At 73.6% G+C, this 18,872-nt stretch carries 14 protein-coding genes; 7 read left to right on the top strand and 7 right to left on the bottom strand.

The window, feature by feature from the left end; translation table 11 throughout:
- Positions 1-28: 28 nt before the first annotated feature.
- Positions 29-1,534, bottom strand: a complete 1,506-nt coding sequence (locus ABZ815_RS23045) for an MFS transporter (protein ID WP_357701043.1) — start codon at positions 1,532-1,534, stop codon at positions 29-31.
- Positions 1,534-2,106: a TetR/AcrR family transcriptional regulator gene (locus ABZ815_RS23040; RefSeq protein ID WP_357701041.1), complete on the bottom strand. Its 573-nt coding sequence runs from the start codon at positions 2,104-2,106 to the stop codon at positions 1,534-1,536. The genes ABZ815_RS23045 and ABZ815_RS23040 overlap by 1 nt, the downstream gene beginning before the upstream one ends.
- Positions 2,107-2,227: 121 nt before the next feature.
- On the opposite strand from ABZ815_RS23040, the gene ABZ815_RS23035 reads away from it, so the two are divergent.
- On the top strand, positions 2,228-2,773 hold the full coding sequence (locus ABZ815_RS23035) for a helix-turn-helix domain-containing protein (protein WP_357701039.1): 546 nt from the start codon (positions 2,228-2,230) through the stop codon (positions 2,771-2,773).
- On the opposite strand, the gene ABZ815_RS23030 is transcribed toward ABZ815_RS23035, so the two are convergent.
- From ABZ815_RS23030 to ABZ815_RS23010, 5 genes are all read right to left on the bottom strand, one after another.
- Positions 2,711-4,192: a wax ester/triacylglycerol synthase family O-acyltransferase gene (locus ABZ815_RS23030; RefSeq protein ID WP_357701037.1), complete on the bottom strand. Its 1,482-nt coding sequence runs from the start codon at positions 4,190-4,192 to the stop codon at positions 2,711-2,713. The two genes, ABZ815_RS23035 and ABZ815_RS23030, sit on opposite strands and share 63 nt — an antisense overlap.
- A 142-nt stretch (positions 4,193-4,334) precedes the next feature.
- The gene (locus ABZ815_RS23025; protein WP_357701035.1) at positions 4,335-5,408 is read right to left on the bottom strand and encodes a sulfite oxidase; all 1,074 of its coding nucleotides are present in this window, start codon (positions 5,406-5,408) and stop codon (positions 4,335-4,337) included.
- Between the two features lie 172 nt (positions 5,409-5,580).
- Complete coding sequence (locus ABZ815_RS23020; protein ID WP_357701034.1) at positions 5,581-6,354, bottom strand: hypothetical protein; 774 nt, start codon at positions 6,352-6,354, stop codon at positions 5,581-5,583.
- Positions 6,355-6,587: 233 nt separating this feature from the next.
- The gene (gene polX, locus ABZ815_RS23015) at positions 6,588-8,267 is read right to left on the bottom strand and encodes a DNA polymerase/3'-5' exonuclease PolX (RefSeq protein ID WP_357701032.1); all 1,680 of its coding nucleotides are present in this window, start codon (positions 8,265-8,267) and stop codon (positions 6,588-6,590) included.
- 38 nt (positions 8,268-8,305) lie between these two features.
- Positions 8,306-9,286 (bottom strand): aldo/keto reductase, encoded by a 981-nt coding sequence (locus ABZ815_RS23010; protein ID WP_357701030.1) that lies wholly within the window; start codon positions 9,284-9,286, stop codon positions 8,306-8,308.
- Positions 9,287-9,514: 228 nt separating this feature from the next.
- Between ABZ815_RS23010 and ABZ815_RS23005 the strand changes: the two genes are divergently transcribed.
- From ABZ815_RS23005 to ABZ815_RS22980, 6 genes are all read left to right on the top strand, one after another.
- On the top strand, positions 9,515-10,597 hold the full coding sequence (locus ABZ815_RS23005; protein ID WP_357701028.1) for a histidine kinase: 1,083 nt from the start codon (positions 9,515-9,517) through the stop codon (positions 10,595-10,597).
- A 127-nt stretch (positions 10,598-10,724) separates the two neighbouring features.
- Positions 10,725-13,280, top strand: a complete 2,556-nt coding sequence (gene lanKC, locus ABZ815_RS23000) for a class III lanthionine synthetase LanKC (protein ID WP_357701026.1) — start codon at positions 10,725-10,727, stop codon at positions 13,278-13,280.
- Positions 13,281-13,283: 3 nt separating this feature from the next.
- A complete protein-coding gene (locus ABZ815_RS22995; protein WP_352327332.1) occupies positions 13,284-13,415 on the top strand; it encodes a SapB/AmfS family lanthipeptide in 132 nt (43 codons plus the stop codon).
- 69 nt (positions 13,416-13,484) lie between these two features.
- A complete protein-coding gene (locus tag ABZ815_RS22990) occupies positions 13,485-15,149 on the top strand; it encodes an ABC transporter ATP-binding protein (protein ID WP_357701024.1) in 1,665 nt (554 codons plus the stop codon).
- Positions 15,146-16,870, top strand: coding sequence for an ABC transporter ATP-binding protein (locus ABZ815_RS22985; RefSeq protein WP_357701022.1), 1,725 nt, complete (start codon positions 15,146-15,148; stop codon positions 16,868-16,870). Before ABZ815_RS22990 ends, ABZ815_RS22985 begins: the two co-directional genes overlap by 4 nt.
- On the top strand, positions 16,867-18,846 hold the full coding sequence (locus ABZ815_RS22980; protein ID WP_357701020.1) for a prolyl oligopeptidase family serine peptidase: 1,980 nt from the start codon (positions 16,867-16,869) through the stop codon (positions 18,844-18,846). The genes ABZ815_RS22985 and ABZ815_RS22980 overlap by 4 nt, the downstream gene beginning before the upstream one ends.
- Positions 18,847-18,872 lie beyond the last annotated feature (26 nt).

Raw genomic sequence — 18,872 nt, 5'->3', positions numbered from 1 at the left:
ACGTCCGTGCCTGGTCGCGGACCTGACGTCAGTGCTCCACGGAGGCCAGGTCGAGGGCGCGCGGGGTGAGCAGCCAGACCGCCAGCGCGCCGATCAGCATCAGCGCCGCCCCCGCCCCGGAGGTCAGGGCCAGCGAGTCGGTGAAGGCCGTCCTGGCCGTCTCCACCAGCCGCGCCCCCTGAGCCCCCAGCTCGGCGGCCACGTCGAGCGCGCCGCCCAGCGACTCGCGCGCCGCGCCCGCGGCCGGGCCGCCGTAGTTCAGCCCGTCCCGGTAGACCACGGCGGCCACGCTGCCCAGCACGGCCACGCCGAGCGCGGCGCCCACCTCGTAGCTGGTCTCCTCGATGGCCGCCGCGCTGCCCGACTTCTCCGGCGGCGAACCGGCCATGATCACCGCGGAGGCGATGGCCAGCGCGCCGTTGCCCGCGCCGATCAGCGCCAGCGCGACGGCGACCGGCCAGTAGCCCAGCGGGTGCGGCGCCAGGGCCAGCAGCAGGAACCCCAGCCCCGTCACCGCGAGCCCGCCCGTCAGCACCGGGCGGGCGCCGACGCGCTCGGCCAGGACCGGCGCGAGCGGCGAGGCGATCAGCGCGGCCAGCGCGGCGGGCAGCAGTCGCACGCCCGTCTCCAGCGGCGCGTATCCCTGGACGAGCTGCATCCACTGCGCGAGCAGCAGCAGCACGGCGGCCATCGCGATCGACGTGGTCAGCGCCGTCACCACGCCCGCCGAGAACGGCCCGCTGCGGAACAGCCTGATCTCCAGCAGCGGATCGGGCCTGTGCAGGCACCGCACCACGAACCAGCCCAGCGCGACCGCCGCGACCGCGGTGGCGGCCAGGGCGGCGGGCGAGGTCAGGCCGTCCTTGCCGAACGTCTTGACCGCGTACAGCAGCGCGGCCATGCCCGCCATCGACAGGACGGTGCCCAGCGCGTCCCACCGGCCCGGCCGGGGGTTGCGCGTCTCCGGCAGCAGGAGCAGCCCGGCGACCACGGCCACCGCCATGACGGGCACGTTCACCAGGAACGCCGACTGCCAGGCGAAGTGCTCCAGCAGGAACCCGCCCAGGATCGGGCCGAGCGCCGCGCCCATCGCCGCCATCGCCGACCAGACGCCGAGCGCCCTGGCCCGCTCGCCCGGGTCGGTGAACAGGTTCCGGATCATGGACAGCGTGGACGGCATGATCATCGCGCCGCCCACGCCGAGCAGCGCCCGTACGGCGATCACCTCGGCGGCCGAGTCGGCCGCCAGGACCGCCGTCGAGGCCAGCCCGAACACGGCGAACCCGGCCAGCAGCATGCGCTTGCGCCCCCACCGGTCGCCCAGCGCGCTCGCCGTGACCAGCAGGCCGGCCAGCACCAGCGAGTACGCGTCCACCATCCACAGCAGCTCGACCGAGGTCGGCCGCAGGTCCTCGGTGATCGCGGGCAGGGCGACATTGAGCACGGTCATGTCCATGACCACGAGCAGCACGCTGGCCGACAACACGGCCAGGCCCGCCCACCGCCTGCGCGCCGGGACGCCGGTGGCCGTCATCACGACCACCCCCCGGCGCCCGCGCCGGTCAGGAACGTCTCGCGCAGCAGCCTGGGCACGTCCCTGCGGGCGACGTCGCCGCGGCGCAGGCTCTCCCGGACGGCCACGAGCAGGCCGTAGACCGTGTTGCTGATCCAGCGGGCGGGCAGGTCAGCGCGCAGCAGGCCGGCCCGCTGGGCGGCGGCGAAGAGCGCGATCTCGTGCTCCTCCAGCTCGTCCGCGCGGCGCAGCAGCTCCGGGTGCACGGCCATCGCGTAGTCGGTCAGGCCGAAGCCGTAGTCGTCGGCCACGTCGATCCAGCCCTCCAGCAGGGCCTCCAGGGCCTGCCGGATCAGGTGGGGGTCGTCGGAGGCGGCGGCGGACCTGACGTCCGCGCGCACCTGGAGGTCGTGCCACCGGTCGTGCGCGCGGTGGCCGAGCGCCGTCATCAGCTCCTCGCGGCTGCTGAACTGCCGGTGGAGCGTGGCCCTGCTGATCCCCACCGCCTCGGCGAGCTGGGCCATCGAGGCGGCCGGATGTTCGTTGAGGTGCTGGATCGCCGCGGTCATGATCTGCTCCCGGCTCACCACCATGAGACAACTCCGTCGAATATGAGACATTTACGTCTCATATGCTACATGACGGCCCAAGGGCAGCAGGCTCTCGCCCCGGCGGGATGGCGACGAAGTCGCAGGTGGCGTTAGGGTGCGAGCTGTGTCGATCGGTGACGCGCGCACGCGCATCCTGGACGCGGCCGAGGAACTGTTCGCGGGCGGCGGCTACGAGGCCACTCCGACCGCGGTGATAGCCAGGCTCGCGAGAGTCCCCAAGGGCCTGATCTTCCACTACTTCCCGCGGAAGATCGACGTACTCGTCGCCCTGGTCGACGAGCGCACCCTGGTCGAGGAGGGCCGCGAGGTCGACGCCGTGCCCGGCGACCCGGCCGGCACGCTCGCCCGGCTGGCGCGCGGGCTGCCGCTGCGGGCCTCACCGGCGATGCGGCGCATCCTGTTCCGCGAGGCCGACACGCACGGCTCGGTCAAGGAGCGGCTCGGCAGGCTCAACGGCGAGCTGATCAGCAGGGCCAGGTTCGCGCTGGAGCTCGCGCTGCCCGGCACGCGCGGCGACGCGGCGCGGCTGGAGGTGGCCGCGGCGACGTTCGCCGCCGTGCTGCTCTACCAGGAGAACCTCTGCCAGCTAACCGGTCACCAGATCGACCCCGACGCCGTCGCCGAACTCATCGCCCACGCACTCGGCTAGCAGCTCGTCGAGGGCGTCGCGCAGGTGGCCGAGCAGGCCCCACACGTCGTCCGCCCGCTCGGGGCAGGCCACGATGCCGAAGTCGAGCATGCCGTCGTAGGAGAAGCAGGTGATGTTCACGCCGCCGGACAGGTCGGTCAGCACCGACAGCGGGTAGTAGGCCAGCACCCGGCCGCCGCACATGTAGAGCGGGAACTGCGGGCCCGGCACGTTGCTGATGATCAGGTTGATCGGCGGGAACGCCGAGCCGGCCAGCCGGAAGATCGCCGGGGTGGCCAGGCTGGTGACCGGCGCGGGCAGCAGCGAGCACAGCTCGCCGAGCCAGCTCGGCGGCGCGAGCGCGAAGCGCCGCTTGGCCCTGTTCATGGTCTCGCCGACCGCCCGCAGCCGCTCCCCGGCGTCGGGGACGTTCGTCGGCATCGGCGCCACCATGGCCGCGATCTGGTTCCCGACCACGTCCTTGGCGCCGCCCGTGCGCACCGCCACGGGCACGGCCACCACCAGCGGCTCCTCCGGCAGCGCGTCCCGCTCGTCCAGCCACGAGCGCAGCGCCGAGGCGCACAGCGCCATCACCACGTCGTTGACGCTGATGCCGTTGGCCTTGGCGACCTTCTTGACCTCCTTCAGCGGCACCGACCCGAACGACAGCTCCCGCCGCGCGCTGATCGGCCCGTTGAACGGCGTGCGCGGCGCGGTCAGGCCCGGCAGCTCGGGCCGCTCCTTCTGGTCGCCGGCCACCAGCCGGGCGGCCCTGGCGATCGCCTTCGCGCCGGGCAGCGCGCCGGCCAGCGGGATCGCGTCGAGGTCGCCCGCGGCCCTGACCGCCGAGCGGGCCGCCCGCACCGGATGGGTGACCGATCGCACGGCGGCGCCGGCCAGCATCTCCATCAGGCCCGGCGCGTCCTGCCGCGGCGCCGCCGGACGCGGCCGTCGTTCCCGGGTCCCCTCCGGGGTCAGGTCGAGCAGGGTCGCCAGGGTCTCCGCGCCCGACACACCGTCGATGGCGGCGTGGTGCACCTTCGTGTAGACCGCGACCCGGCCGCCCGCCAGGCCCTTGATCAGGTGCATCTCCCACAGCGGACGCGACCGGTCGAGCCTGCGCTCGTGGATCGCGGCCACCGCCTCGGCCAGCGCGGCGTCGTCGCCGGGCGCGGGCAGCGTCGTCTCGAACAGGTGGTTGCCCAGGTCGAAGGCCGGATCGGCGCACCAGTAGGGACGGTCGAGCCCGAACGGCACCTCGACCAGGCGCAGGCTGAGCGCGGGGGAGAGGTGGACGCGGTCCAGCAGCAGCTGGGCCAGCGCGTCCCGGTCCACCGCGCCGCCGGCCGGGTCGAGGACCGCCAGCCCGGCGACGTGCGCCGCGGTGGTCTCGGACTCGACATGGAGGAACTGGGCGTCCAACGGGGTCAGCTGGCGCATCTGCTCTCCCTTCTTCGTCGTGTGCGAAAGCCTCGCACGGTGTCATTTCCGTAACGTTTCCGCGAGAGTCTTTCAGATGAAATGCACACCTCCGGACCACCTTTTCGTGAAGGGCCAGCTCAGCCGCGTTCGTGACACTTACCTATCCGTTGACCACCTGCACGGGATGACGCACGACCGCGTCGAAGGAGTAGCCGAAGGGGTGCTTGGGCGTGCGCAGGGGCTGGGTGGCGCCGGTCTCGTCGGTGGCCCTGGCCATCAGCACGGCGGACCCGAGGTGCTTCGGCGCCCACTGGACGTGCCACGGCAACCACGCCCCGACCAGGTGCGGACCGTGGTGCTCGGCCAGGTGCCAGGTCCGGCCGCCGTCGAAGCTGACCTCGACCTTGACGATCCGGCCGCGCCCGGACCACGACCGGCCGCGCAGCACGTGCGGCCCCGGACGGCCACGCCAGGCGTGCGGGCCGCGGATCGGCAGCCGGGCGTCCCAGGGCAGCTCGAAGGCGCTCTTCACGGGCTGCGCCGCCACGTCCCGGTAGAAGACCGTGTTCCACGGCGTGAACAGCTTGCTCGTGGAGACTTCGATGTCCCCCAGCCACTTGATGGAGGCGATGCCCACCCACCCCGGCACCACCAGCCGCGCCGGGAACCCGTGGTCGGGAGGCAGCGGCCGGCCGTTCATCTCGTACGCCACCAGCACGTCGTCCACGGCCTTGGCCACGGGCAGCGGACGGCGGACGTGGCCGTGGTGCTCGAAGGGCGCGTCGAGGCCGGTGGGGAGCACGTCCACGGCCTCGGGACGCAGCCCGGCCTCGGCGAGCAGGTGGCGCAGCGGCACGCCCCGCCACCTCGCCACGCCGACCGCGCCCAGCCCCCACTGGGCGCCGGGCGCGGGGTCGCCCTGCTGGGTGCCGTAGAACGCGCGGCCGTTGCCGGCGCACTCGATGGCGACGTCGTGGGTGCGCGAGGGCATCGACAGCAGCTCGTCGTAGGTGAAGGCGCGCGGCGCGCGCAGCCCGGCGCCGTGCAGGTGGAGCTGCCAGGCGGCGGCGTCGATCAGCGGCGTGGAGGTGTGGTTCCTGACGAAGAAGCGGTCGTTCGGCGTGTGGTAGCCGACCCCGGACATCGCCTCCCATCGCATCTCCGCGTTCCCGTCGTGGACCAGGAACAGGTGGTCGGGGAGCGGTTTGACGATCGTCGCCGCGACTTGCCTCATGGGAGCCACCTCTCGCAAGACGTATTTCCTACCTGGAAACCATTTAATCTCCTCGCGCTGTCTCCGCGTGCGAGTGCCTGCCGAATCCTGTCCCGGATCTGGGACCGTTCCGGCCGTGACGAGACCTACCCAACGGCGTGGGTGCGGCAACCGTGCCTTTCGGGGTGGTTCGTCAGGGCGTCCGGACGAGGGTGGAGAAGGGCTCGCCGGCGTTGAGCCGGGCCACCAGGCCGAGCAGTCCGGTGCGGCCGTCGTTCTCCCGCAGCCAGCGGCTCACCTGGCAGGCCGACCTGGCGTACGTGGCGGGGTCCGCGCTCGCGGTCCGCAGCCACTCCTCCAGCGTCACCGGCAGCGGCCCGGACGGCGCCACCAGGCAGCGGTCCGGCGCGGACTCCGGGGCCAGGTAGCGCGGGTCGCCCGAGACCACCACCGCCAGCCCTTCGTCGAACCACTGCGGGACGGCGGCGGAGGAGGCGAGCCTGGCGTGCAGCTCGACATGGGACAGCTCGTGCGAGGCGATCACCGGGTCGAGGCCGCGCGGCGAGAGCATGACCGACCGGTTGAGCACCGCGACGCCGCGCTCCTGGCCGCCGCCGATGCGCCGGTAGCAGGTGTCGGTCAGGCAGACGAGCAGGCCGGGGGAGCTGAGGCGGGTGCCGTAGAAGCCGGTGACCCGGCGGGCGGCCTGCTCGGCCACCTCGCCGACGCGGGTGCGCTGGGCGGGGGTCAGGCCGTCCTCGGTGTAGACGCCCGGGTGCAGCTCGGTCAGGCCGTAGCAGCCGGGGCAGGTGGTGGCGGCGAGCGAGGGGTAGGCCAGCGCGACCCCGCCGACGGCGGCCGGCAGCAACGAGGCCAGTACGGCGACGAGAATGCGCCACCAGCGCCGCCTGCTCTTCGTCCCGGATGCCCGTTCGGTGGGCCGGGCCGGGGGATGGTTGTCCTTCATCGCCGTCCAAGCTAGCGAAGCGGGATGATCTGCGCGCGGCGCGGCAAGAATGCGGCAAATGTTCTAATTTGTGGTGTTAAGTCCGAATTTTAGAGCAGAAATCTGGGTGGACGCCCGTTCCAGGACGAAGGCGGCGACCGCCCGCGGCGGACCCCCGCCTCCAGGCTCGGGTGCGGCCCGCGCTGGGTGCGGGCCGCACCCGACCCGCCCTCCGACGCGGGACGGGGACGGGACTAGCGCCCGAGGAAGGCGAGAAGCCGGTCGAGCGGCCAGGTGTTGATGACGTCGTCGCCGGTCAGCCAGGCCCGCTGCGCGATCCCGACCCCGAACCGCTGGTGGGCCAGGTGCGGGATCGCGTGCGAGTCGCTGTCGACGGAGAACTTCACCCCGTGGTGCTTGGCCAGCCGCACCAGGTCGGCCGGCAGGTCGGACCGGTCGGGATAGGAGTCGATCTCCATCGCGGTGCCCGTACGGGCGGCCGCCCGGAAGACGGCGTCCCAGTCGGCCTCGACCGGCGGCCGCTTGCCGATCTTCCGGGTGGTCGGATGGCCGATGATGTCGACGTACGGGTTCTCGCAGGCGGCGATGAAGCGGCGGGTCATCTCCTCCCGCGACATGCCGAAGTGCGAGTGGACCGACGCCACGCACACGTCGAACTCGCGCAGGACCTCGCCGGGCCAGTCGACCGAGCCGTCGGGCGCGATGTTGAGCTCCGACCCGTGCAGGATGCGCATGTGCGGATACTTCTTCTGCAGCTCGGCCACCCGCCCGCGCTGCTCCAGCGCCTTGTCCAGCGTCATGCGCTGCATGGCCAGGTCGGGCGCGTGGTCGGTGACCGCGTAGTAGGAGTAGCCGCGCGCGGCCCCGGCGGCCACCATGTCCTCCAACGAGGCGATGCCGTCGGTGAGGTCGGTGTGGGTGTGCAGGTCGCCCTTGAGGTCGGCCAGCTCCACCAGCACGGGCAGCTCGCCGCGCAGCGCCGCCTTGACCTCGCCGCCGTCCTCGCGCATCGGCGGCGGCACGAACTGCATGCCGAGCGCCTCGTAGATGTCCTCCTCGGACTCCGCGGCGATCACCCGCTCGCCCTCGAACAGCCCGTACTCGGACAGCTTCCAGCCCTTCTTCACCGCCATCTCCCTGATGGTCACGTTGTGCTCCTTGGAGCCGGTGAAGTACTGCATCGCCGCGCCCCACGACCCGGCCGGGATCAGGCGCAGGTCGACCTGGACGCCGGAGGTCGTGCGGATCGAGGTCTTCTTGTCGCCGGCGGCGATGACGTCGGCCACGTAGGGCTGCGCGCGGAAGTCGGCCATGACCGACTCGGGCGCCACCGCCAGGATGTCGATGTCGCCGATCGTGTCCTTCATCCGCCGCAGCGACCCCGCGTACGCGATGCGCTCGGCCTTGAGCGAGCCGATGACCTGCTCGGCCAGCGCCATGGCGACGCCGATGTGCACCCGCCGGCCCGCCTGCTCAAGCTGCTCGATGCCCTTGAGCAGGTTGGCCAGCGTCTTGGGGCCCAGGCCCTTGACGCCGTCGAGCCGGCCGGAGGTGATGGCCTCGCCCAGCGCCACCGTGGAGTCGATGCCGTAGTCCTCGAAGAGCATGATGGCCGTCTTGGGGCCGAGCGTGGGCACCCGGGTCAGCCGCCGCACGCCCTCGGGCACCCGGCCCCGCAGGTCGTCGAGCTGCCGGAAGCTGCCGCGCTGGAGGAACTCCTCCATCTTCTTGGCGATGGCCTCCCCGACGCCGGGGACGCCGCGCACGTCGACCTCCGAGATGTCCTCGGGGAACCCGGCGATCGCCTTGGCCGCCTTCTGGTAGCTCCGCACCCGGAAGGCGTCGCCGCCGCTCAGCGCGAACAGCTCCGCGTATTCCTGCAGCGCCGCCGCCGCCTCCTCATTAGCCCGCATGCCCCTACCTTAGGATCTCCGACCGACAATCCCGGTGATCAGAACTTGACCTCCCGCGGCCGGTACGGCTCGGCCAGGAACTCCATCTCCCTGTCCGACAGCGTGAGGCCGACGGCGGCGACGGCGTCGTCCACGTGCCGGTCCTTGGTGGCCCCGACGATCGGCGCGGTGATCCCCGGCCGGTTGAGCAGCCAGGCCAGGGCGATCTGGGCCGGCGGCAGCTCCCGCTCGGCGGCGACCTGGGCGACCCGGTCGAGGATCTGCCGGTCGTTGTCGGGGTCGTACAGGAAGTCGATGCGCTGGTCGGAGCCGGTCCTGGCGGTCGCGGAGGCCGCCGAGCCCGCCGAGCCCGCCCGGGCCAGCACGCCGCGCGCGAGCGGGCTCCACGGGATCACGCCCACGCCCTGGTCGGCGCAGAGGGGCAGCATCTCGCGCTCCTCCTCCCGGTAGAGCAGGTTGAGGTGGTTCTGCATCGAGACGAACCTGGTCCAGCCGTTGGCCTCGGCCACGTGCTGGGCCTTGGCGAACTGCCAGGCCCACATCGTGGACGCGCCGATGTAGCGGGCCCGGCCCGACCTGACGACCTCGTGCAGTGCCTCCATGGTCTCCTCGATGGGGGTCTCGTCGTCCCATCGGTGGATCTGGTACAGGTCCACGTAGTCGGTGCCGAGCCGGTCGAGCGAGGCGTCGACGGCGGACAGGATGTGCTTGCGCGACAGGCCGCGGTCGTTGGCGCCCCGGCCCATCGGGAAGTAGACCTTGGTGGCCAGCACGTAGTCCTCGCGCCGGGGGAAGATCCGGCGCAGCACGCTGCCGGTGACGACCTCGCTCTGGCCCCGGCTGTAGATGTCGGCGGTGTCGAAGAACGTCACGCCCGCGTCGGCGGCCCGGCGGATGATCGGCTCGGCCTCTTCCTCGGGCAGCGCCCATTCCTGCCGCGCCGGGTCGCCGTAGCTCATCATCCCCAAACAGATGCGAGAAACTTTCATACCAGTCGCGCCAAGTCGCATGTATTCCATACCGCCACCCTATGGCTGATATGAACTGTCTAACCTGTTGTGGGGTGGGAAGTCAGCGTGTCCGGAAGCGGCCTCGGCCTTTACACGGGGCTTCGCGATCAGGTCGATTAGAGGAACGAGGCAGCGGTGAGCGCACTCGCCACGCGTACTGTCCCGACGCATCAACCGTGTACCGGGGGTGAGGTGGACTCGACACACCGTGGCCTGACGCCTCGATTACGGTCCAGGATGCACAGTCTCTCGTCGCCGTCCTGGGCCGGGGGGCTCGGCCTGGTGGCCGGGGGCGTCGGGCTGGCGATCCCGGTGCAGGCCGGGCTGGCCGGGTCCGGGCTGGTGGTCGAGGGGTCGGTCGCGCTGGCCGTCCTGCTCACGGTGCACGGCAGGTTCGTCCTGGAGGAGCCCTCGCGCCGGGCCGGTGCGTGGTGGCTGGTGGCCGTCCAGGCGTGGCTCACGTACGTGCCGCTGGCGGTGTTCGGGCCGGCCTGGACGCCGGTGTGCGGGCTGCTGGCGGGCGCCCTGCTGGTGGTCGCGTCCCGGATCAGGTCGGTCGTGCTGGTGGTGCTGGCGCTGTCGTGCGGGCCGGTGCTGCTGGCCGCGCCCTCCTGGCAGGTCGAGCCGGCGTGGGCGCTGGCCTGCCCGCTGGTCGGCGTCGTGGAGTTCGCGCTGCTGAGCCTGCTGGCCCAGGTGCGCCGGCTGGCCGGGGCCCGTACCGACGTCATGCGCCAGGCCGTGACGCTGGAGCGCCGCCGCTTCACCCGCGACCTGCACGACCTGGTCGGGCACCGGCTGACCGTCCTGACGCTCAAGGCGCGGCTCATCCAGCGGCTGGTGGCGGAGGGTGACGAGAAGGCCCGGCAGGAGCTGACCGAGACGCTCGACCTGCTGCGGGAGCTGTCGGCCGACGTCCGGGCCGTCGCGCACGGACGCCTGCGCAGCTCCTCGCTGGCGGCCGAGATGAGCTCGGCGCGGGCGCTGCTGGAGTCGGCGCGGGTGCGCTGCCAGATCAGGGTGGCCTGCCGCGATCTGCACCCTGACGTGGAGGAGGCCCTCACGCACGCGTTGCGCGAGGGCGTGACGAACGTGCTGCGGCACGCCGAGGCCGGGCAGTGCTGGATCCAGCTCATGGAACGCGACAACGTGGTCCGCCTGTCGATCAGGAACGATGGCGTACGTCCCCCGCGCCGGCCGGGCGACGCCGGTCAGGGCCTGCTCAACCTGGCCGAACGCGTCTCGGAGCTGGGCGGCTGGCTGGAGGCGTCCACGTCGCGCGGCGGGCAGTTCTCTTTCAGTGTTTATGCCCCGCGCAGATAATTACCTTTTGTGAAAAACACATCAAAGCGCATTCCATAGCCATATATGACTTATGTTGCGTGTTACTAGTGCGCCCCGGCGCGGCTGCGGCAGGCTCTAAGCACACCGCCTCGGAGGGCCGCGCCAAATGGACAAGTACGAGCTCTACTGCCTTGTGGACCAGTGTTTCTACGACACTCCCGACCACAGCACGGCGGCGGACGCCGACTTCCCCCAGCTGCGCCGGCCCGTCCCGGAAGGCTGGGCCCACGACCTCAGTGACACCTGGGCCTACTACATGCCGACCCAGGAGGCGCCCCTGCCGACCCAGGGCTGGAAGATCCACGTGTCGGCCCGGGTCGAGGACGCCGAGAAGGTCGTCCAGACCGTGTGGGACTACTGCGTGCCCCGCGGGGTCGCCTTCAAGTTCCTGCGCGGCCCGGCCGTGCTCGTCATGGTCAACTCCAAGGCCGCCTCCCGGGCGTCGAGCGGCAAGCTGATCACCATCTACCCCCGGGACGAGGGCCAGCTCGAACTCGTGCTCAAGGAGCTCGACGAGCTGCTGCGCGGCGTCGAGGGGCCGTACATCCTGAGCGACCTGCGCTACGGCGAGGGGCCGATGTTCGTCCGGTACGGCGGGTTCGCCGAGCGGCACTGCCTGTCCCCGTCCGGGGAGCGGGTGCTGGCCGTCGAGGACGGCGACGGCACGTTGATCCCCGACGTGCGCGGCGCGACGTTCTCGGTGCCGCCCTGGACGACGCTGCCCGAGTTCCTGGAACCCCACCTGGCCGCGCGCAACGCCGTGACCATGGAAGAGCTGCCGTACCGGATCGAGAGCGTGCTGCACTTCTCCAACGGCGGCGGCGTCTACCTGGCCCGCGACACCCGCACGGACGAACGGGTGGTGCTCAAGGAGGCCAGGCCGCACGCCGGGCTGGATGTGGCCGGCCGGGACGCGGTCGCCAGGCTCCAGCACGAGCGCGACATGCTGCGCCGCCTGGCCGGCCTGCCCGCCGCCCCCGGGCTGCGCGACTACTTCAGCATCGGCGGCCACCACTTCCTCGTGCAGGAGTTCGTGGACGGCACCCCGCTCCAGCGGCGGCTGGTGCGCCGCTTCCCGCTGACCCGCGCCACCTGCACCGACCAGGACCTCGCCGAGTACACCGCCTGGGCCACCACGACCCTGGAGAGCGTCGAGGAGGCCGTCGCGTCGCTGCACGGACGCGGCGTGGTCTTCGGCGACCTGCACCCCGACAACATCCTGATCACCCAGGACGACCGGGTCGTGCTCATCGACTACGAGGTCGCCACCCTCGCCGCGGACCAGGCCAGGGCCGCGCTGGCCCACCCCGCCTTCGCCGCGCCGCGCGACCGCCACGGCGTCGAGGTCGACCGGTACGCGCTGGCCTGCCTGCGGTTCGCCCTGTTCGCCCCGCAGTGCACGATCATGCTGCCGATACACCGGCCGAAGATCGTCCAGCTGGCGCGGATCGTCAAGGAGACCTTCCCCGTCCCCGCCGCCTTCATGGACACCGCCGCCGCGACCATCGCGGGTGACCAGGCCGTCGAGACCCCCGTGCCGATGCCGGGGACGGCCACCTGGGCCGAGCTGCGGGACGCGATGTGCCGGGCCATCCGGGCGGCCGCGACCCCCGGCCGCGACGACCGCCTCTTCCCCGGCGACGTCGCCCAGTTCAGGCCCGGCGGCGGCCTCAACATCGCGACCGGCGCGGCCGGCGTCCTGCTCGCCCTGTCGGCCACCGGCCTCGGCCCCTTCCCCGAGTACGAGAAATGGCTGCGCGAACGCGCCCTGCGCCCCGCCGCCGGCTCCGGGATCGGCCTGTACGACGGCCTGCACGGCATCGCCCACGTCCTCGACCGGCTCGGACACCGCCAGGACGCGCTCGACGTCGTCGACATCGCCCTGCGGGAGCAGTGGGACCGCCTGGAGACGGCCCTGTTCTCCGGCCTGCCCGGCATCGGCCTGAACCTCCTGCGCCTCGGCCGGACCGAGCCCGCCCTGGCCGAGCACGCCATGCGCGCGGTGGACATGTGCGCCGACCGCCTCGGCGGCCCCGAGGACGTGCCCGGGATCAGCGGCGGCGACAACCCGAGAGCGGGCCTCATGTACGGCTCGTCCGGCTCCGCCCTGCTCTTCCTGCACGCCTACGAGCACACCGGCGACCACGCGCTCCTCGACCTGGCCGAGATCGCGCTCAGGCAGGACCTGCGTCGCTGCCGGGCCTCGGAGGACGGCTCGCTCCAGGTGGACCAGGGCTGGCGGACGCTGCCCTACCTGGACGAGGGCTCCGTGGGCATCGCCCTGGTGCTCGGACGTCATCTCGTGCATCGCGACGACGAGGAGCTCGCCGCGGAGCTGGACCGGCTGAAGCTGGTCGCCCGCTCCGGGTTCTTCGTCCAGCCGGGGCTGTTCACCGGCCGCGCGGGCATCATCGCGGCGCTCGCCGGAGATCCGGTGGCCCGCGAGCTGATCAAGGGGTTGAGCTGGCACGCCATGCCGTACGGCGGCGGCCTGGCCTTCCCCGGTGACGGGCTGTTGCGCCTGTCCATGGATTTCGCGACCGGAACGGCCGGCGTGCTGTTCGCCCTCGGGGCGGTGCTGGGAGACCAGCCGGCACGCCTGCCGTTCCTGGAGGCCGCACCCGAGCGGCCTGCGCATGATCAACCGTGGAAGGAGGTGTAGAACATGGTTCTTCTCGACCTGCAGGGTCTGGAGGCTCCCGCGGCCAGCGACGTGGCCAGCGGCGGCAGCTCGCTCACTGCTCTCACGTGTCACTCGGGCCACCCGAGCAACCTCAGTGTCGCTCTTTGCCACTGATAGCTGACAGGGTCCCCGCGCCGTTTCGTGGTGGCGCGGGGACCTCCCGAGTCTGAAGGAGGCCGGCAGGTGGGACCGGGAGACCGCCTGGTGGCGGACGCCGTACGGCGCTGCGGCCCGTGGCCCGCCGTGCTGGCGGTCACCGCCGTCGCCGGCGCGGCCGGTGAGCTGGCCGTCCCGTTCCTCGTCGGCCGCACGCTCGACCTGCTCCTCGCCCGCTCCTCCGGCGCCGCCACCGCTCTGGTGCTGTGCGCGGGCGTGGTCGCCGTGGTGGTGCTCTGCGAGAGCCTCGGCGGCTGGGCCAGAGGGGCGAGCAGCGCGTACGCGGCCGCCCGGCTGCGGCTCGGCGTGCTGCGGCACGTGCTCGGCGTCGGCCGGGCCGCCACCCGACGCTTCCCCGAGGGCGACCTCGTCACCCGGGCCGGGCTGAACGCCGAGGAGGCCGGACGGGCCCCCGAGACGGTCACCGGCGCCCTGGCCCTGCTGGTGCCGACCGCCGGCGCCCTGGTCGCGCTCACCCTCATCCATCCGCTGCTGACCCTCACGCTCGGGGCTGGCATCGTCCTCATCGTGTTCGTCCTGCGGGCCTTCCTGCGCGCCACGACCGTCATCTCCGGCGGCTACCAGGAGGTCCAGGGCGAGATCGCGGCCCGCCTGGTGGACGCGCTCGACGGCGCCCGCACCATCGCCGCCGCCGGGACCGCGGGCCAGGAGGCCCGGCGGGTGCTCGCGCCCCTGCCCCGGCTGCGCGCGCACGGCATGGCCCTGTGGCGCGCGAACGCCGCCGCCGGGGTCCGGTCGGGGCTCATGATCCCGCTGCTGGAGGTCGCCGTCCTGGCCGCCGGCGGGGTCATGCTGGCCGCCGGGCGGCTCACCGTCGGCGACCTGTACGCCGCCGCCCGCTACGCCGCGCTCGGCGCCGCGCTCAGCACCTCGCTCGGCTACATCGGCGGCCTGGCCAGGGCGCGGGCCGCCGCCGCCCGGGTGGCCGACGTCCTCGCCCTGCCGCCGGTCTCCTACGGCACGCGCCCGCTCCCGTCCGGCCCCGGCACGGTCGAGTTCCGGGACGTCGCCGCGAACGGCCTCACCGTGGGCGACCTGACGATCCCCGGCGGCACGGTCACCGCCGTGGTGGGACGGTCGGGCTCCGGCAAGTCCCTGCTGGCCGCGCTCGCCGGCCGGCTGACCGACCCCGAACGCGGGGACGTGCTGCTCGACGGCGTCCCGCTGCGCGAGCTGACCCGCGACGGCCTGCGATCGGCCATCGGCTACGCCTTCGAGCGCCCGGTCCTGGTCGGCGACACCGTCGGCGAGGCGATCGGCGCCGTCCCCGGCTCCCAGGCCGGACGGGAGGCCGCCATGGCGGCCCGCGCCGACGGGTTCGTCCGCCGCCTGCCCGCCGGTTACGACACGCCGCTGGCCGAGACCCCCATGTCCGGCGGCGAGCGGCAGCGGCTCGGCCTGGCCAGGGCGTTCGCGCGGGGGGACCGGGTGCTGGTGCTCGACGACGCCACCTCCAGCCTGGACACCGTCACCGAACGCGAGGTCAGCCGGGCGCTCACCGGTGATCCCCGGGGTCGCACCCGCCTGATCACCGCCCACCGCCTGGCCACCGCCGCCCGCGCCGACCAGGTCGTCTGGCTCGACGAGGGCCGGGTGCGCGCCGCCGGCCCCCACGACGCCCTGTGGCGCGACCCCGCCTACCGCGCCGTCTTCCAGGAGGGCCCCCCATGACCCCGGCCCCGGACGTTCCCGCGGCCCCTGACGGCCCCTCGATCCCCGGCGCCCCCGCCGGGTTCTGGCGGGTGCTCGTCCGTGAGCCGCGGCGGCTGGTCGCGATCCTGCTGTGGTCGGTGCTGGAGGCGGCGCCCGCGTTCCTCGTCGGGCACGCGGTCGCCCGCGCCATCGAGGACGGCTTCGCCCGCGCCAGGCCGCTGACCGGCCTGGCCTGGCTGGCGGCGCTCGGGCTGGCGTGGCTGGTCTCCGCCGTCGGCGCCCGCCAGGTGGTGCTGGCCGTGGCCGCCGTGGCCGAGCCGTTCCGCGACGGCCTCCTGACGCGGGTGGTGCAGGGAGCGCTGCGCCGCCCGCTCGCCGAGCGGCCCGACAGCGCGGCCACCGCACGGGCCGGGCTCCAGGTCGAGCTGGCCAGGGACGCCTTCGCCGCCGTCGTCACCACGGTCAGAGGGTTCGCGTTCACGCTGGTCAGCGTGGTGCTGGGGCTGCTGACGCTGGCGCCGGGCACGCTCGTGCTGGTGCTGCCGCCGTTCGCGGCCGGGCTGGCGTTCTTCCTGGCCTCGCTGCCCGCGCTGGCCCGGCGGCAGCGCGCGTTCCTGCTGGCCGACGAGGAGCTGGCCCGGTCGATGACCGCGACGGCCACCGGGCTGCGCGACATCGAGGCGTGCGGCCTGGCCGACCGCGAGGACGAGCGGCTGGCCCGCCAGGTCGGCGCGCAGCGCGACGCCGCCCGCGCGCTGGCCAGGGTGACCTCGGTGCGCACCGCCGCGCTGGCCGTCGGCGGCTGGCTGCCCGTCGTCCTGCTGCTCGCCGGCACCCCGTGGCTGCTCGACGGCGGCGCCGGGCCGGGCGTGATCGTCGGCGCGCTCGCCTACGTCACCCAGTCGCTGGCACCCGCGCTCGGTGGGCTCGTCCAGGGGCTCGGGGTGAGCGGCGTGCGGCTCGTGGCCACGCTGCGCCGCATCGCCGCCGCCGCGCCGCCCCCGCCGCCCGCCCCGCCCAGGGTCCGCCCGGCTGGCGCCGACGTCGCGCTCCGGTCGGTCACCTTCTCCTACGGGCCGCACTCCGCGCCCGTCCTGGACCGCCTCGACCTCGCCGTCCCCGAGGGTGAGCACCTGGCCGTCGTCGGGCCGAGCGGCGCGGGCAAGTCCACGCTGGCCGCCCTGCTCAGCGGCATCCTGCCGCCCGGCGAGGGGGAGGTGCTGATCGGTGGCGTCCCCGCCGGCCGGGCCGACCCCGCCGCCCGCGTGCTGATCCCGCAGGAGGCGTACGTCTTCCGCGGCACGCTGCGCGACAACCTCGCCTATCTCGTGCCCGGGTCCGGCGACCTGGACGGCTCCGTGGCCGCCCTGGGCGCCGGAGAGCTGGTCGAGAGCCTGGGCGGGTACGACGCCACGCTGGACCCGGCGGCGCTGTCGGCCGGGCAGCGGCAGCTCATCGCCCTCGTCCGCGCCCACCTGACCGAGGCCCCGCTGGTCATCCTGGACGAGGCCACCTGTCACCTGGACCCCGCCGCCGAAGCCCTGGCCGAGAACGCCTTCGCGGCCAGGGGCGGCACGCTCATCGTGGTCGCGCACCGCCTCACCTCCGCGCTGCGCGCCCGCCGCGTCCTGCTCATGGACGGTCCCCGGATCACGATCGGCACGCACGACGAGCTGATCCGGGTCTCGCCCCTGTACGCCGACCTGGCCGGCCACTGGCAACCGGAGCCCGTGTCATGACATTTGCAGACGAGTACCCGCCCGCCGAACGTCAACCGGTCACCGACCGCCTCGGCGGGCACGACGTCCCCGACCCGTACCGCTGGCTGGAGGACCCCCTCGACCCCCGTACCGAGGAGTGGCTGGCCGGGCAGGACCGGCTGTGGCGGGAGGCCGCCGCGCGCCTGCCGGACCGCGAGCGCTTCCTGGCCCGGCTCACCGAGCTGAGCGTCACGGGCCTGGTCACCCCGCCCGTGTGGCGCGGCGGCCGGTGCTTCCACCTGCGGCAGACCGGCTGCCAGGAGCACCCGGTCCTCTACTGCGACGACCGGCCCTTCCTGAACCCCGCCGACCGCGACCCCACCGGCCTGACCACCCTGGACGACTGGCAACCCGACCCGTCGGGCCGTCTGGTCGCCTACCAGATCTCGCGCAGCGGCGACGAGAAGGCCGACCTGTACGTCGAGGAGGTCGACACCGGCAAGCTCGTGGACGGCCCCATCGGCGGCTGCCGCTACTCGCCGGTCGCCTGGCTGCCCGGCGGCGAGGGCTTCTACTACGTGCGCTTCCACGAGGGCGTGCACCTGCACCGGCTCGGCGTCCCCGACGACGTCCCCGTCCTGACCGGCGGGCCGGTCTCGTACGGCGTGCAGATCAGCGCGGACGGCCGCTGGCTGACGATCTCGGCGGGCGGCACGGTCGGCAACTCGCTCTGGCTGGCGGACCTGGCCGCGGGCGACCCCGAGCGGCCGGAGCTGCGGGCCGTACAGGAGGGGACGCACGTGCGCACGGCGGGCGCGGTGGCCCCCGACGGCCGCCTGTACCTGCTCACCGACCGCAACGCCCCCCGGCGCCGGCTGTGCGTGGCCGACCCGGCCGAGCCGGAGGTGTGGCGCGAGCTGGTCCCCGAGGACCCCCGGGCGGTGCTCGGCGCGTTCACCCTGCTGGACGGCGACCGCCTGCTGGTCTCCAGGACCCGCCACGCGGTCGGCGAGATCGCCGTGCACGACGCCAGGACGGGCGAGCGGCTGGGCGAGGTGCCCCTGCCCGGCAGCGGCTCGATCGCCTCGCTCACCTCCCGCCCCGAGGGCGGCCACGAGGCCTGGTTCACCTACACCGACGCCGTCACCCCCGCCGAGATCTGGCGCTACGACGCCCGGACCGGCGCCAGCACCCTGTGGGCCGCCCCGCCCGGCCGCGTCGCGCTGCCCGACGTGAAGAGCCACCACGTCGAGTACACCTCCGCCGACGGCACCCGCGTGCGCATGGTCGTGGTCGCGCTCTCCTCCGGGTCGGGCCCCCGCCCGGCGATACTCAACGGGTACGGCGGCTTCGGCATCCCCCTCATGCCCGGCTACGCGGCCGACTCGCTGGCCTGGGTGGAGTCGGGCGGCGTGCTGGCCATCGCGAACCTGCGCGGCGGCGGCGAGGAGGGCGAGTCCTGGCACCGGGACGGCATGCTGGAACGCAAGCAGAACGTCTTCGACGACTTCGTCGCCGCGGCCGAGAAGCTGGTCGCCGACGGCTGGACGACCCCGGAACAGCTCGGCATCTGGGGCGAGTCGAACGGCGGCCTGCTCGTCGGCGCGGCCGTCACCCAGCGCCCCGACCTGTTCGCCGCCGCCGTCTGCTCGGCCGGCCTGCTGGACATGGCCCGCTACCACCGCAGCGGCCTCGGCCCGTCCTGGACCGGCGAGTACGGCGACCCCTGCGACCCCGACCATCTGGCCTGGCTGCTGGCCTACTCGCCCTACCACCACGTCCGCCGGGACGCGGATTATCCGGCGACGCTGTTCACGGTCTCGGCCGCCGACACCCGCGTGGACCCGATGCACGCCCGCAAGATGTGCGCGGCCATGCAGTGGGCCGGTGACGGCTCCCGTCCCGTCCTGCTGCGCCACGAGCGCGACGTCGGCCACGGTGCCCGCGCCGTCAGCCGGTCCATCGCGCTCGCCGCCGACGTCCTGGCCTTCCTGGCCGCCCACACCCGGCCCTGACCGGGCGGCGGGCGGCTGAGGGGAGG

The organism is Nonomuraea sp. NPDC047529, assembly GCF_040642995.1.
GTDB lineage: Bacteria > Actinomycetota > Actinomycetes > Streptosporangiales > Streptosporangiaceae > Nonomuraea.
This window is presented reverse-complemented; position numbering and strand designations above follow the sequence as displayed.